12 protein-coding genes are annotated in these 14,809 nt (G+C 76.2%); 7 read left to right on the forward strand and 5 right to left on the reverse strand.

Translation table 11 applies throughout. The features are described 5' to 3' along the window. Nucleotides 1-95 precede the first annotated feature (95 nt). From ACFW6A_RS05890 to ACFW6A_RS05900, 3 genes are all read left to right on the forward strand, one after another. Nucleotides 96-1,565 (forward strand): cytosine permease, encoded by a 1,470-nt coding sequence (locus ACFW6A_RS05890; RefSeq protein ID WP_386485774.1) that lies wholly within the window; start codon nt 96-98, stop codon nt 1,563-1,565. A 195-nt stretch (nt 1,566-1,760) separates the two neighbouring features. Beyond that, the gene (locus tag ACFW6A_RS05895) at nt 1,761-2,129 is read left to right on the forward strand and encodes a BlaI/MecI/CopY family transcriptional regulator (protein WP_351847323.1); all 369 of its coding nucleotides are present in this window, start codon (nt 1,761-1,763) and stop codon (nt 2,127-2,129) included. Then, nucleotides 2,126-3,037, forward strand: a complete 912-nt coding sequence (locus ACFW6A_RS05900; RefSeq protein ID WP_386485777.1) for a M56 family metallopeptidase — start codon at nt 2,126-2,128, stop codon at nt 3,035-3,037. The genes ACFW6A_RS05895 and ACFW6A_RS05900 overlap by 4 nt, the downstream gene beginning before the upstream one ends. Nucleotides 3,038-3,047: 10 nt before the next feature. Here ACFW6A_RS05900 and ACFW6A_RS05905 read toward each other — a convergent pair whose 3' ends face one another. Further along, nucleotides 3,048-3,395 (reverse strand): GNAT family N-acetyltransferase, encoded by a 348-nt coding sequence (locus ACFW6A_RS05905; RefSeq protein ID WP_351847327.1) that lies wholly within the window; start codon nt 3,393-3,395, stop codon nt 3,048-3,050. A gap of 62 nt (nt 3,396-3,457) precedes the next feature. After that, complete coding sequence (locus ACFW6A_RS05910; RefSeq protein ID WP_386638919.1) at nt 3,458-4,801, reverse strand: MFS transporter; 1,344 nt, start codon at nt 4,799-4,801, stop codon at nt 3,458-3,460. A gap of 71 nt (nt 4,802-4,872) precedes the next feature. Between ACFW6A_RS05910 and ACFW6A_RS05915 the strand changes: the two genes are divergently transcribed. Further along, on the forward strand, nt 4,873-5,865 hold the full coding sequence (locus ACFW6A_RS05915; RefSeq protein WP_386638922.1) for a GlxA family transcriptional regulator: 993 nt from the start codon (nt 4,873-4,875) through the stop codon (nt 5,863-5,865). A 22-nt stretch (nt 5,866-5,887) separates the two neighbouring features. Here ACFW6A_RS05915 and ACFW6A_RS05920 read toward each other — a convergent pair whose 3' ends face one another. Beyond that, nucleotides 5,888-8,128, reverse strand: a complete 2,241-nt coding sequence (locus ACFW6A_RS05920; RefSeq protein ID WP_351847334.1) for a glycoside hydrolase family 9 protein — start codon at nt 8,126-8,128, stop codon at nt 5,888-5,890. Nucleotides 8,129-8,656: 528 nt separating this feature from the next. Between ACFW6A_RS05920 and ACFW6A_RS05925 the strand changes: the two genes are divergently transcribed. Then, nucleotides 8,657-12,016, forward strand: coding sequence for a S8 family serine peptidase (locus ACFW6A_RS05925; protein ID WP_386639119.1), 3,360 nt, complete (start codon nt 8,657-8,659; stop codon nt 12,014-12,016). Nucleotides 12,017-12,104: 88 nt separating this feature from the next. Here ACFW6A_RS05925 and ACFW6A_RS05930 read toward each other — a convergent pair whose 3' ends face one another. Both ACFW6A_RS05930 and ACFW6A_RS05935 read right to left on the reverse strand, forming a co-directional pair. Next, on the reverse strand, nt 12,105-13,022 hold the full coding sequence (locus ACFW6A_RS05930) for a pirin family protein (RefSeq protein WP_351847339.1): 918 nt from the start codon (nt 13,020-13,022) through the stop codon (nt 12,105-12,107). Between the two features lie 195 nt (nt 13,023-13,217). Beyond that, nucleotides 13,218-13,913, reverse strand: a complete 696-nt coding sequence (locus tag ACFW6A_RS05935; RefSeq protein WP_351847342.1) for a DNA alkylation repair protein — start codon at nt 13,911-13,913, stop codon at nt 13,218-13,220. A gap of 156 nt (nt 13,914-14,069) precedes the next feature. Here ACFW6A_RS05935 and ACFW6A_RS05940 point away from each other — a divergent pair, with 156 nt between their 5' ends. Then, complete coding sequence (locus ACFW6A_RS05940) at nt 14,070-14,267, forward strand: hypothetical protein (RefSeq protein WP_351847345.1); 198 nt, start codon at nt 14,070-14,072, stop codon at nt 14,265-14,267. A 108-nt stretch (nt 14,268-14,375) separates the two neighbouring features. Further along, complete coding sequence (locus ACFW6A_RS05945; protein ID WP_351847348.1) at nt 14,376-14,804, forward strand: hypothetical protein; 429 nt, start codon at nt 14,376-14,378, stop codon at nt 14,802-14,804. The last annotated feature ends 5 nt before the right edge of the window (nt 14,805-14,809 follow it).

Raw genomic sequence — 14,809 nt, forward strand, 5'->3', positions numbered from 1 at the left:
CATGGAACGATGACCGCCAGGGGGCCCCGTGGTCACGGGGGACGGGGAACGGGGGGACACATGGGGAAGCGACACGCCCGGGAACGGGGGGCGCGGTGAGCGCGCTCCGGGATCCGCACGCGGAGGGGGCGCCGGACCGCCGGTACGCCAACGCGGACCTGCTCCCCGCCGGGACCGGCGAGTTCCGCTGGCGCTGGTGGGACTTCGCGGCCGTCTGGGTCTGCGTGTCCTGGACGCTGGCCGCCCTGATGCTCTCCGGGATGCCGGGGGCGGACCGGTTCACCTGGCCGCAGACACTGCTGATCTGCTGCCTCGCCCAGCTCCTCGTGCTGCTGCCGTCCTTCCTGGTGGAACACGCCGGGGACCGGTACGGGGTGCCGTTCGCGGTCTTCGCGCGCAGCGCCTTCGGCATCCGGGGGGCCGCGCTGCCGGCGCTGCTGCGCTTCGCCTCGGCGTGCGTGTGGTTCGGCTTCCAGGCCGATCTCGGCGTCCAGGGGATCGTCCTGCTGACCGGGGACCCGGGGCCGTCCGACGCCTTCGGCTTCCTCGGCCCCGCCCCTCTGGTGTTCCTGGGGCTCCAGTTGTGGATCGTCACGAAGGGGCCGCGCGGGTTGCGCCGGTTCGCCGACCTCGCCGCGCCGGTACTGATCGCGGGTCTGGCGGTGGCGTTCCTCTGGGTGTCCACCCACCCCCGGGGGCCGATGCTGCCCGAGCCCGCGCGGCCGGTCGGCTGGGGGGCGGACTTCTGGCTGGAGGCCGCCCCGGCGCTGGCCGCCGCGACGGCGCTGTTCGCCGCGGTCGGGCTGACCGTGCCCGACCTGGTGCACCTGGGCGCCCGCGGCCGGCGGACGGAGGACGGGCGGCCGGGCTCCCGCCTCGGCGTCGGGCTGCTGCTCCCGGTCCTGATGACGGGGATGTCGCTGTACACGATGGCGCTGATGTCCGGGTCCGGATACGCGGAGGAGGGGTACGCCGGCTCGCTCACCCTGCACGCGCTGGCCGGCATGCCCGGCGGGACCGTGGTCGCCGCCGCCATGCTGATCGTGGCCACCCTGTGCGGCAACCTCGGCCTGAACCTGGTGTCGGCCGCGTACGACCTGTCGAGCACCGCCCCGTCCCGGCTCGGCTTCCGGGGCGCGGCGGTGGTCGCGGCCCTGGCGGGCTCGGCGGTGGCGTGGTGGGCGCGGAGCAGCAGCGACTACCAGGTGCTGGTCTGGGCGGACCTGGCCGAGGGCTTCTTCGGCACGGTCTCCGGCATCCTCGTCGCGGAGTACTGGATCGTCCGCGGGACTCGGCTGCGGCCGGCCGACCTGTACCGGCGCGGGGGGCCGTTCTGGTACGCGGGCGGCTGGAACTGGCGGGCCGTCGTCTCCTTCCTCGTGGGCGGGGTGCTGGCGGTGGGCGGCTCGTCCGGCGAGAACAGCGGCCTGGGCGCGAACGGTCCGGCGCTCCCCTTCCTCTCGGCGCTCGACGACTTCGGGTGGCTCGCGGGACTGGTGGCCGCGGGCGGGCTGTACACGGCGCTCACCCGGTGGGCGCGCCGCGCCGGACCGGCGGGCGACTGACGCCGGTCCGGGCAGGTGCGCGGGCCGGCCGCGCGGGACTGCGCCCGCGGGGGTTCCCCGCCGCCGGCCGCGCCCGGGGCCGGGGCGCCCCGCGGGGTGCCCCGGCCGCCGTCGCCGGCCCGACTACGATGAGGCCGGTCGCGGCATCGGGGTCCGGTCCGCGCGGACCGGGATCGGCGGAGAGGACGGGGACGCATGCGTCGGCTCGGGGAGCTGGAAGCGGAGATCATGGACCGCTTCTGGCGGTGGGGACGCCCCGCCACCGTGCGCGAGGTCGTCGACGACATCAACCGCCACCGCGCCGTCGCCTACACCACGGTGACCACGGTCACCGGCATTCTCTTCCACAAGGGGCACCTCACCCGCACCCGCGAGGGGCGGATCTGGCTCTACCGCGCCGCCGCCACCCGCGAGGCGTACGCCGCCGCGCTCATGGAGGACGGCCTCGGCGCCAGCGAGGACAGGACGGCCGCGCTCGCCCGCTTCGTGGAGAACCTCGACACCGACGGACTCGACGCGCTGCGCGCCGCGCTCCGCGAGGCCGAGCGGCGGACCGACGGGTGAACGCGGCCCCCGCGCTGCTCGGCTACGCGGCCCTGGTGGGCGTCACCGCCCCGCGGGTCCTGCTGCGCAGCGCCTGGCCCCACCGGGCGCCCGCGCTCGGGGTGACCGTGTGGCTCGCCCTCACCGTCACCTTCGTCCTGGCGGTCGCGCTCGCCGCCGCGCAACTCGCCTCCCCCACCGAGCACCTGCACGCGGGGCTCGTGGGCCTGCTGCACGCCTGCGGGGTCGGCTCCGGTCCGGCCGCACCGGACCCCGGCACCGCCGACCGCCTCGCCGTCGCCCTGCCGGCCGCCGTCCTCGGCGCTTGGGCGGGGGCCGTCGCCCGCCGGCTGCTCCGGGCCGGACGGGACCGCGCCCGCCACCGGGCCCGGCTCGACCTGGTGGGCGTCCGCTGCCCCCGGCTGCGGGTCACCGTCCTGCCGCACGCCACGCCGGGCGCGTACTGCCTGCCGGGGCTGCGCGCCCGGGTCGTCGTCAGCGACGCCGCCGTCCGGCTGCTGAGCGCCCGTCAGCTCGACGCGGTCGTCGAGCACGAGCGGGCCCACGTCGCCGGCCGCCACCACCTGCCGCTCGCCGCGGCCGAGGGCTTCGCGGCGCTGTTCCGCCGGCTGCCGCTCGCCCGGCACGTCCGCGACCAGGTCGCCCTGCTCCTGGAGATGACCGCCGACGACCGGGCGCTGCGCCGCCACCCGGACGCGGTGCTCGCCACCGCGATGTACGAACTGGCCGCGGGCCGGACGCCGCGGGGTGCCTTCGGGGCGGCGGGGCCGTCCCCGGCGGTGCTCCGGATGAGGCGCATCCTCGGCCCCCGCCCGGCCCCGCACCCCGCCCTGCGCTCCGCCCTCGCCTCCGCGGCCGTCACCGCGCCCTTCCTCCCCCTGCTCGTCGCCTGCCCGCCGGGGGTCTAGCCGGTGTCCGCTAGCGGCCGAGCCGGGCGTCCAGCCACTGGAGGACCTCGGGGGTGACCGGGTCGGTGATGTCCGCGAACTCCTCGTGCTTCTTGAGGAACTTGGCGACGTAGGGGCACACCGGGACGATCCGCATCCCCGAGGCCCGGACGTCCGTCAGGGCCTGCTCGACGAGGATGCCCGCGAGCCCCTGCCCGGCGTAGGCCTCGTCGATCTCGGTGTGGAAGAACACCCGCCGGTCGTCGCGGTCGCGGTACGCGGTGAGACCGGCCCGCGCGCCGTCGACGAGGATCTCGTACCGGTGCCGCTCGTCGACCCTGCGGACGACGGGGGCGGGGACGGCGTTCTGCTCGCTCATGGGGGCCTCTCACGCTCGCTCGGAATCGGCTCGCCGGACGGCGCGCGTCCGGCCCGCCCACCCTACTCGGCGGTATCCGCAGGTGGGACGGAGGACTCCGGCACCGGCGCCGTACGGGGGAGGGTGCGGATCGCGGGGACGGCGAGGAGGGCCGCGGTGGCGGCGAGGCAGGCCAGGGCGGACAGGAGGAGGAAGGGGGCGGGGGCGGCCAGGGCGGTCGCGGGGCCGGCCAGGATCTGCCCCAGGGCGATGCCGGAGACCGAGCCCGCCAGTTCGTAGGCGGTGACGCGGTTGAGGACCCCGGGCGGGGTGTGGGTCTGGACGCTGGTGGCCCACATGACGGACCAGAAGGCGAGGGCGGCGCCGGCCGTGGCATGGGCCGCGAGGAGGACCGGCAGGGCGGCGTCGAGGGCCACGCTCAGCGGCAGGGCGGTGTAGAGGGTGAGCGCCGTCGCGCCCGCCGCCAGCGGGCGGGCGGGGCGCAGCCGGAGGGCGACGAGGCCGCCGAGGACCGTGCCCGCGCCGAGCGCGGAGACGGCGAGGCCGTAGGCGTCCGGGCCCAGGCGGGCGCCGATCAGGGCCGAGGCGAGGGGGACGAGGGGGCCGAAGACCAGGACGCCGTACCCGATCCAGATGAGGATCACCGACCACATCCAGGTCCGGGCGCGGAACTCCCGCCAGCCCTGGCGCAGATCGCGGCGGAGGGATCCGGCGGTGCGCGGCGCCGGGCCGGGCGCCCGGCGGGGCAGGCGGAGGAGGGCGAGGCAGAGGGCGCTCAGGAGGAAGGTGGCGGCGTCGAGGGCGTAGACCGTGCCGGCGTTCGCCACCGCGATGAGCAGGCCGGCCAGCGCGGGGCCGAGGAGGTGGGCGAGCGCGTCGGCGACCTTGAGGGTGGCGTTGGCCCGCTGCGGATCGCGGGCGACGAGCGGGACCATGCCGTTCACCCCCGGGAGGAACATCGCGACCGCCGCGCCGGCCAGCGCCGCCATCGTCACGAGGAGCCAGAACGGGGGCCGCCCGGCGAAGAACGCGACCGCCAGCACGCCCTGGGTGGCCACGCGCACGAGGTCCGCGCCGACCATCATCCGGCGGGCGCCGAAGCGGTCGGCGAGGACGCCGCCGAAGAGGACCAGGAGGACGAACGTCCCGGTCCAGACGCCGAGGACGAGCCCGACCCCGGACACCCCGTAGAGCGCGCCGACGGCGAGCGCGGCGGCCACGGGCATCATCGCGTCGCCGAGCAGCGAGACCGAACGGGCGGCGAAGTAGAGGGCGAAGCGGCGGTCCCACAGCGGGGACGGGCCCTTGCGGGGGACGGCGGGGGCGCGCTCGGTCCGCTCGCGCCCGTCCGCCGGCGGGCGGGAGGGGTCGGTCGTCGGTCGCGTGGGCGACGGGTCGGTGTTCACCCCACCGATGCTGGACCGGACCTTTCGGCCGCCCCAGTGTCCGGACCGACACGATGGGGTACTTTCGCGCCATGACGCTCCGTCCGCCGTCGCGCTCCTCCGCTCCGCACCGGGTCGTGGCGCTGGTGCGGCCGCCCCAGCCGGTCTTCACGCTGGCCTGCGCGAGCGAGGTGTTCGGGGACCACGGTCCGGCGGTACCCGTCCGGTACGCCTTCGAGGTCTGCGCCGAGGAGCCCGGGCCGGTCCGCACCGACGCCGGCTACGACCTGCTAGTCGGCCCGGGTCTCGACGCGCTGGAGCGCGCGGACACCGTGCTGGTGCCCGGCTGGACGGGACCGCCCGGGGCCGAGGTGCCGCCGGACGTGGTCGCGGCCGTGCGCCGGGCGCACGAGCGGGGGGCGCGGGTGGTGGGCCTCTGCGCGGGCGCGTTCGTGCTCGCCGCGGCGGGACTCCTCGACGGCCGGCGGGCCGCCACGCACTGGGCGCGTTCCGCCGAGCTGGCGTCCCGTTTTCCCCGGGTCCGGGTCGATCCGGCGGTGCTGTACGTGGACCACGGCGACGTGGCGACCAGCGCGGGCTCGGCGGCGGGGGTGGACCTCTGTCTGCATCTGGTGAGCGCCGACCAGGGCGCCGCGTACGCGACGCGGATCGCCCGGCGGATGGTGATGCCGCCGCACCGGGAGGGCTGCCAGCTCCAGTACGCCGAGCTGCCCGCGGCCGTGCCGGTCAACGACTCGCTGGCGCCGCTCCTGGAGTGGCTGGGCGAGCGGCTCCACGAGCCGGTCGGCGTCGGCGACATGGCGGCGCGCTCGGGGGTGTCGGCGCGGACGCTGACCCGGCGCTTCACCGAGCAGCTGGGCATCAGCCCGGGGCGCTGGCTGCTGGACCGGCGGATCGCGGCGGCCCGGGCCCTGCTGGAGGAGACGGACCTGCCGGTGGAGACCGTCGCCCACCGCGTCGGCCTCTCCTCCGCGGTCAACCTCCGGCGCCGTTTCCACGAGGCCCTGCGGACCACGCCGGCCGCCTACCGGCGCGCCTTCCGCGCGGGGCGGGCGGCCGGGTAGGGGCGGCCGGCGGCCGGAGGGCTCAGTCCTGGTCGGCGACGAAGGAGGCCATCCAGGTCAGGGCGGAGTTCCAGTTGACGGTCAGCTCGTTGGTGGACCAGGACTGGATGTCGTCGATGTAGCAGAACTGGCCGACGCAGCCCTGGAGTTTCGCCTGTGCGAGCGGGTCCTGGATGCTGGAGTTCGGGCCGCCGGAGAGCGAGCCGGCGGGCGGCGGGGGCAGCGCGGGGTCGAGCTGGCGGGCGTACCAGCGGCTGTGCTGGTTGTGGGCGGCCACCTCGCCGTAGCCGGTGACGTAGGAGAGGTTCAGGGCGTTGCGGCCGAGGACGTAGTCCATGCTCTGGACGGCCCCGTCGCGGTAGGCGGCGTTTCCGGTGAGGTCGTACGCGGTGGCGAGGACGACGGCGTTGTTGAGGATCTGGTGGGTGGAGCCCCAGTCGTACTTCTGGCCCTCGGGGGCGTACGGCATGCCGTAGGGGTGGGCCTTCAGGGTGGCGAGGTAGCGGTCGGCGCCGGCCCGGACCGAGCGGCGGACCCGGTCGCGGCCGGGGAGGCGGCTGGGGACGGTGGCGAGGTCGAGGCGGGCGGGGACGGCCGTGCTCGCCCAGTCGAAGCCGACGGCTCCGAAGACGTCGGCGGTGTGGAGCGGCGAGGTGAGGACGTGCTCCTCGAACTCCTTGGCGCCGGTGGTGAGGTAGAGCTCGGCGGCGGCCCAGTAGAACTCGTCGGCGACGTTCCGGTCGGGGTAGGCGCCGCCGCCGACGCCGTCGCTCTCGGAGGCGAGGACGTCGGGGTGGGCGAGGGCGGCGGCCCAGGCCTTGCGGGCGGCGGCGAGCGCGGTGGCGGCGAAGGCGGGGTCGTACTCCTCGTACAGGCGGGCCGCCTGGGCGGCGGTCGCGGCGAGGTTGAGGGTGGCGGCGGTGGTCGGCGGGTGGAGTTCGCGCTTCTGGGGGTCGTCGGAGGGCAGCAGCGGCAGGCCGGTCCACTGCTCGTCGTGGATCTTGTGGTGGGCCATGCCGGCGAGGGGCTCGCCGTCGGGGACCTGCATCTTCAGGAGGAAGTCCAGCTCCCAGCGGGCCTCGTCGAGGATGTCGGGGACGCCGTTGCCGCTCTCGGGGAGGGCGAGGGTGCCGTCGCCGAGGGCCTCGGGGCTGCCGGTGCGGGCGTGCAGGGCGCGTTCGTGGGTGGAGAGCAGCTGCCAGACGGAGATGCCGCCGTTGACGACGTACTTGCCGTGGTCGCCGGCGTCGTACCAGCCGCCGGAGACGTCGAGGGCGTAGTCGCAGACGCCCGGCTGGCAGGGCACCCGGGTGTCGCCCTGGTTGGGGGCGGCGCCGGCGTGGCCGGCGGCGCGGCCGTAGCCGGGGCGGAGGTCGTCGCGGATGGGGGTGCCGCTGCGCTGGGTGTAGTAGAACTTCGCGGCGTCCAGGCGCAGTCGCTCGTAGGCGGCGGTGCCGATGTCGAAGGGGCGGCTGGTCTCGCCGTCGGCGACGAGGGTGAGGTCCGTGCCGGGCCTGCGGTGGCCGCCGAAGTCGATCGTGTGGACGTTCTGCCCGGAGGAGGGGTCGACGCCGCGCGGGACGGTCCGGCCGCGGGCGACGACGGCGCCCCGGGCGTCCTTGAGCTGCCAGGGCAGCGGGGTGACGGCCTCGGTGACGAGGGTGGCGTTCTTCGGTCCGCGGGGCAGGTAGGCGACCTGGTTGACGCGGACGCGGGGCCCGGTGTCGGGCTCGTACTTCTCCGGCTCCACCCCGCCGAGGAGGGACACGTCGTCGAGGCAGAACCGCCAGGGGTCGGCGGCGCCGCCGAGCTGGAAGGCGACCTGGCCCTGGGTGGTGTCCACCGGGGAGGCGAAGGTGTACGCGTAGGTGTCGCCGGAGACGCTGAGCTGGGGCACGACCTCGTGGTACGCGTCGTACGGGGCGACCTGGAGGCCGACGACGGCGCGGACGGAGTGGCCCGCCGGGGTGCCGGTCGCGCGGAAGGAGATGCGGTACGACTCGCCCTTGACCAGCGTGAGGTCGTTCTGGCCGACCGCCGCGTCCCAGCGGTTCGCGGTGCCCCCGGGCACGTCGGCGCAGAGTCCGCCGCCGTCGGGCCCGGCGGTGACGCCGCTGGTCCACCAGGACTCGGTGCCGGCGTCGAAGCCGCCGTTCCTCACCTGTTCCACCTCGTCCGCGCCGGCGGTCCCCGCGGGCAGCGCGGTGAGGCCCGCCGCCAGCAGGGCCGTCAGGGAGAGCAGGGCGGTTCTGCGTCGGTTCACGTCCGGGCTCCTCGGGGGGTCGGGGGAGCACACCATCGGTGGGAGCGCTCCCAAGCGGGCGGTGGACATCCTTGTGGTCCGGACGCCGGGCCGTCAACGGCTCGGACGGGACCGGACCGACGCGGCCCGGATACGGCCAATCGGAGAGACGGGCTCCGGTCGCGGGGCGGCCGACGGCCGAAAGGCGTGCGCCGCCTGGGGTTCCGCGGCATCGCCGGCGGCCGCTGTCGCACAGGCATCGCACGGGTGTCACGGACTCGTCACACCACCGTCGCCGCCCCATCGAACTGGCGTCCCACGGCGTGGCCGGAAACCATGCGTTCCAACGTCCCTCCCCCGGACCGCCGTTGATCACACCCCGGTGACCTCACATACTGCGCTGACCGGCAGCGGGCGCCTCTCGCGCCGCTGGCCGGATTCGACCACTCGACCTCATCCCAAGCTCCTGGGGGAGACTTGCGCGCACACGTGCAGAAAGCACGCGTCCTCACGATCGCGGCGGCCACCTCGGTGGCCCTGCTGGCGGGCATGACCGGCCCGGCCACCGCGAGCGCGGCGGACACCCCGCACACCGCCCGCCCGGCGAAGGACCGGAAGGACGCGAAGGGCCCGAAGGCCCCCGGCGCGCCGGAGGTCCGGCGCACCGGCGCCGACCTGCGGATCCCGCTCGTCACCGGCGACCACGTGGTGGTGGACGCCGCGGGCCGCATGGTCCGCTTCGAGGCCGCCGCGGGCCGCGAACACATACCCGTCGAGGTGCGCCGCACCGGCGACCGCACCCTGGTGGTGCCCGGCGACGCCCAGCGCCTGATCGCCGAGGACCGGCTGGACGAACGGCTCTTCGACCTCTCCGTCCTCACCGATCCGCGCCTGCGCGCCGCCCACCGCGCGGGGCTCAAGCTGATCGTCCGGTACGAGGGCGGGGCCGCCGCCGCGCGGGCCGGGGTCCGGGCGGCCGGGGACACCGAGGTCCTGCGGACCTTCCCCGCGCTCGGCGCCGAGGCGCTCCTCGCCTCCCCGGACGACCTGGCCCGGCTCTGGGAGGCGCTGACCGACCGCCGGCGGGACGGTGCCCGGGCCGCCGCCTCCGGCATCGGCAAGGTGTGGCTGGACGGGGTGCGCGGCGCACGCCTGGACCGCGGCGTCCCGCAGATCGGCGCCGACAAGGCGTGGCGGGCGGGCTACGACGGCACCGGCGTGAAGATCGCCGTCCTCGACACCGGCGTCGACCGGACCCACGACGACCTGAGGACCCGGGTCGTCGCGGAGAAGAACTTCTCCTCCTCCCCCGACGCGGTGGACCGCGTCGGCCACGGCACCCACGTCGCGTCCATCGCCGCCGGCACCGGCGCCAGGTCCGGCGGCCGGTACAAGGGAGTGGCCCCCGGCGCCGAGGTGATCAGCGGAAAGGTCCTCGACGACGAGGGCTACGGCGACGACTCGGCCGTCCTCGCGGGCATCGAGTGGGCGGCGGCCGAGGGCGCCGACATCGTCAACCTCAGCCTCGGCAGCGCCGACAGCCCCGGCGTCGACCCGCTGGAGGCGGCGATCGACCGGCTCTCCGCCGAGAAGGGGATCCTCTTCGCCGTCGCCGCGGGCAACGAGGGCGAGGCCGGCCCCTCGACGGTCGGCTCGCCCGGCAGCGCGGACGCCGCGCTGACCGTCGGCGCCGTCGACCACGAGGACCGGCTCGCGCCCTTCTCCAGCACCGGCCCCCGCGTCGGCGACGGGGCCGTCAAGCCGGACGTGACCGCCCCCGGCGTCGCCGTCACGGCGGCGGCCGCCGCCGGCAGCGCGATCGACACGCGCCCCGGCACCCCGCATCCGGCGCCCGGCTACCTCCGGCTCGACGGCACCTCCATGGCCACCCCGCACGTGGCCGGAGCGGCGGCGATCCTCAAGCAGCGGCACCCGCAGTGGAAGGCCGCCGAGCTCAAGGGCGCGCTGACCGGGTCGACGAAGGGCGGCGACGGCCTCACCGCCTTCCAGCAGGGCACGGGCCGGATCCAGGTCGACCGGGCGCTGGAGCAGACCGTCGTCGCCGAGTCCGGATCGCTGAACTTCGGCACCGCGCGCTGGCCGCACGCCGACGACGAGCCGGTCACCCGGCAGCTCGTCTACCGCAACCTCGGCACGGCCGACGTCACCCTCGACCTGTCGGTGGCCGGGCTCGACCCGGCGGGCAAGCCCGCCCCCGAGGGCTTCTTCGCGCTCGGCTCCCCCCGGGTGACCGTGCCCGCCGGCGGGACCGCGTCGGTCGACCTCGTCGCCGACACCCGGATCGGCGAGGCCGACGGCACCTACTCCGGTTACGTCACCGCCACCGGGGCGGGCGGATCCGTCCGCGCCGCCGCCGTGGCCGTGCGGGAGGCGGAGTCGTACGACCTCACGGTCAGGACGCTCGGCCGCGACGGCGCCGACGCCCGGAACTTCGCCAACACGCTGATCGGCGTCGCCGGGCCGGCCGCCGGCTTCCAGGCGCGCGTCGACAACGAGCCGGGCAGCCACACGCTCCGGGTGCCCAAGGGCTCGTACACGCTCAACACGGCCGTCTACGAGGACCCTTCGGACTACACGAAGGGCACCGACTGGATCGCCCGGCCGAAGCTGGACGTCTCCGCCGACACGGAGGTCACCGTCGACGCGCGCACGACGCGGCCCGTGGAGCTGACCGTGCCGGGGAACGACCGGGCGGACTACGCGGGCGCGTACTACGAGGTCGACACCGAGATCGGGCGGGTCGGCAACGGCTGGGTCCTGCGCGACCTCACCGGCTTCCGCACCGCCCACCAGGGGCCGGCCGTCACCGACGGCTCGCTGCTGCAGACCTGGGACGCCCACTTCCTCGACGACGCCGCCGGCAGCCAGTACTCGGTGGCCTTCGGCGGCCGGACGGACCGGATCGCGACCGGCTACCGCCGCCACGTGGAGGCCGGCGAACTGGCCACGCTGGAGGTCGGCCTGGGCTCCTCCGCCGCCGGCAAGACCGCGCTGGCCTCTCCCTACGCGCACCTGCCGGGGGCGCCGGAGGGCAACGGCTTCTCCGCGCCGCAGGCGACGCCGGGGACGCGCACCTTCCACGTGTCGACGGCCGACGGCGTGTCGTGGCTGACCCGCTTCAACCAGCTCGGCGCCCCCGACGAGTGGGGCTACCCGGCCTTCGAGGGCAGCCTGGAGATGCTCCGGCCGAAGCGGTACGAGGCGGGCCGGACGTACCACGAGCGGTTCAACGCCGGCGTGTTCGGGCCGCTCCTGGGCGAGGGCATGGGCGTCTTCCGCACCGCGCCCGATCCGGCGACGGGCGAGCAGCACCTCGTCGGGGCCGTGCCGCTGCTGGCCGACGGCGCGGGCCACGCGGGCTCCTCGCCGTTCTCGTCGGCGACGTCGACGCTGTACCGCGACGGCGTGCGGATCGCGGCGAACGAGGACCCGCTGAGCGGCACGGAGCCGTTCGCGGTCGACGGCGCCGAGGCGGAGTACCGGCTGGTGACCTCGGCGGAGCGGCCCGCCGGCGTCGCCGGGGTGTCGACCCGGATCGACACCTCCTTCACGTTCCGCTCGAAGGAGGTCGCGGCCACCACGGCGCTGCCGGTGTCCACGGTCCGCTTCGCCGCCCCGGTCGACCTGGCCACCAGCGCCCCCGCGGGCGCCTGGGTGTCGGTGCCGGTGACGGTGCAGGGGTCGGCGGCCGGCCGGAACCTCGGGTCGCTGACGGTGAAGGTCAGTTACGACGGGGGCGGGACCTGGCGGTCCGTGCCGGTGGTCGGCGGCCGGGTGGTCGTGAAGAACCCGGCGAAGGGCGGCGGGATCTCGCTCTCCGCCGAGGTCGCGGACCGGCAGGGCAACACCTCGACGCTCTCCGTCCGCAACGCGTGGACCGGGAGGTGATTCCCGGCCGCTGAGCGCGCGCCGGCCGGACCGGCGTCACCGCGTGGGGCGGTGGCGCCGGTCCGGCGTGCCGGGCGGCCGGTCCGGTTCAGCGGGCGTTGCGGCGGGGGCGGAGCGGGGTGGTGGGGAGTTCGGGGGCCGGGAGCCGGTCGCCGGGGTAGCCGGTGACGGCGCCGAAGCGGTCGGAGCCGGCGGCCCAGTCCTCGCGGGCCTGCCGGATCTCGGCGTCCGTGCGGGCGATGAAGTTCCACCACATGACGATCTCCTCCCCGAAGGGCGGGCCGCCGAGGAGGACCGCGCGGGCCCGGCCCGAGGAGGTGTTGACGAGGGTGAGGGAGGCGCGGCCGGGGGCGGTGTAGCCGAGTTCGGCGGGCCGGAGCGGGGTGCCGTCCAGGGTGACGTCGCCCTCGTCGACGAGGAGGCCGTGCTCGAACTCCGGGTCGACGGCGAGGGTCACGGTGGCGCCGGGGTCGAGGAGGAGTTCGGCGCCGAGGAGGGGGGTGAAGGTCTCCACCGGGGAGGTGTCGCCGGCCAGGGTGCCGAGGAAGACGCGGAGTTCGGCGCCGTCGACGCGCACCGGGGCGGGTGCGTGGTGGGCGAAGGCGCGCGGGGTGTCGCGGTGGGCGTCGGGGAGGGCGACCCAGAGCTGGACGCCGTGCAGGACGGTGGTGTCGGGGGTGGAGACCTCGGAGTGGGCGATGCCGTGACCGCCGGTCATGAGGTTGATCTCGCCGGGGCGGACGGCGGCGTGGCTGCCGAGGCTGTCGCGGTGCTCGATCTCCCCGCTGAAGAGCCAGCTCACGGTCTGGAGCCCGATGTGGGGGTGCGGGGCGACGTCCATGCCGCCGGAGGCGGCGACCGGGTCGGGGCCGTAGTGGTCGGCGAAGCACCACGCGCCGATCAGGGTGCGGGCCCGCTGCGGCAGCGTGCGCCGTACGGTCATGGCGCGGGGGCCGCCCAGCGGCACGTCCCGGGGCGTGAGGATCTCGACCTTCGTGTCGCCCATCTCCGACCCCTCCTCGCTTTAGTTTCAGATTCAACCATTGTGGGCGACGCCCCGCGCCTCCGCAAGTCCATGATCCACCGGACCCCGCCGCCGCCCCTCCCCGGCCCCGCCGTGCCTCCCGGCCCTGCCCGGACGACCTCCACCGGAAGGCCGCGCGGATCGCGCGCTCCAGGCCGGGCACGGGGGCGGACGGGGTCAGGAACCGCCCTCGCGGCGGCGGACCATCTCGGTGATCCAGACCGGGGCGTAGGGCGAGGTGCAGCCCCTGGGGGTCGGACGGTCCTTGAGGACCCCCAGGCGCTCGCCGATGGCCAGGGCCCTGGCGCGGTGGGCGGGATGCTCGATGCCGACCTGGGCCAGGCAGTGGTTCATCGCCCACTGGAGCCGGTCGGGGGCGTCCTTCATCTCCCGCTCGACGGTGTCGAGGAGGGCGTCGAGGTCGAGCCCGTCGGGCCGCTTCGCGACCCGCTCGACGGTGAGCGCCCAGCCGGCGCTCGCGACGACGGGGTCGGGGTCCGCGAGCCACCGCCGGCGCAGTTCTTCGGCGTGGGGGCTCTTCTTCACCACGTGGTTCAGGAGCCAGTCGTGGGCCTTGGGAACGCGGGCCTCGCGCAGCATGGCGTCGAGTTCGTCCCGGCCGAACTCCCTGGGGCGGCAGACGAGGGTGGCGAGGAGCCGGGCGGCGGTGTCGCCGGTCGCCCACAGCTCGCGGGCGAGTCCGTGCCGCGTCCTCAGCCGCTTGGCGATCGCGCGCAGCGCGGCGAGGTTCACCCCGTGGTCGTCTCCGTGCCGTTCGTTGACCTCGCGCGCCCGGGGGTCCTCCAGCGCGGCCAGCTCGGCCAGCACCTCGTCCACCGTCACGCCGGTCTCCCCGGCCGCCGTCCCGGCCATCGCTCCTCCTGCCGCTCGCGTACGGCCCCAGCCTACGGGCGCGGCGGTTCCGGGCGGCCGGGACGGGTGCCGGGGCGGCCGGCGGGTAGACGCCGTACGAAGGCGTCCGGGCGCGGAGCCCGGACGGGAGGCCGGATCGGGAAGGTAGCGAGGACGATGCGCGGACGCACCGGAGGACGGGCGGCGGACCCGGGCACGGGCTGCCGGCGCAGGCTCACGGACGCGGAGTTCAGGGTCCTGATACGGGAGGCCAGGGCCGAGGCGCGGCGCGGCTTCCTGGGCCGGCCGCCCCCCGGCGAGACCGACTTCTCCCTTCGCACGCAGCACGCCGAGTTCGGCGCGGCCGCCCATTGAAGGCGGGCCGCGGGCGGCAGGGGCGCGGGCGGTGCGATCGGGTGAAGCCGGTGTGCCGGGCGGCCCCGCGTCTCGGGGCCGTACCGCCCGCGGGGGCAGGGTGGGCCCATGACGGCAGCCGGACCACGGACGAGAACGCTCCGCCGCGCGGTCTGCGCCCTGCCGGCCGTGCTCCTGCTGTGCGGCTGCGGGGCGTCCGCGGCGCGCGAGGACGGCGCGACCGACGCCGGCCGGCGGTTCGCGGCCGCGGTGTCGGCCGGCGACTACCGGACCGGCTGCGAGCTGCTCGCCCCCGAGACCCGCGAACAGATCGAGGAGGACGCCCAGGGCCCGTGCGGGCCGGGGCTGCGGGAGGCGGGGCTGCCGCCGGCCGGCGCACCGCGCGGGGTCGACGTCTACGGCCGCGAGGCGCTGCTGCGGATGACCGCGGACACGCTCTTCCTGTCGCAGTTCGACGACGGCTGGCTGGTCACGGCCGCCGGCTGCGAGGAGGACTCCGGCGACGAGCCGTACCGCTGCTCGGTGCAGGGGGGCTGACGGGA

Origin of the sequence: Streptomyces sp. NPDC058758, assembly GCF_042746075.1 — a bacterium.
Lineage (GTDB): Bacteria > Actinomycetota > Actinomycetes > Streptomycetales > Streptomycetaceae > Streptomyces.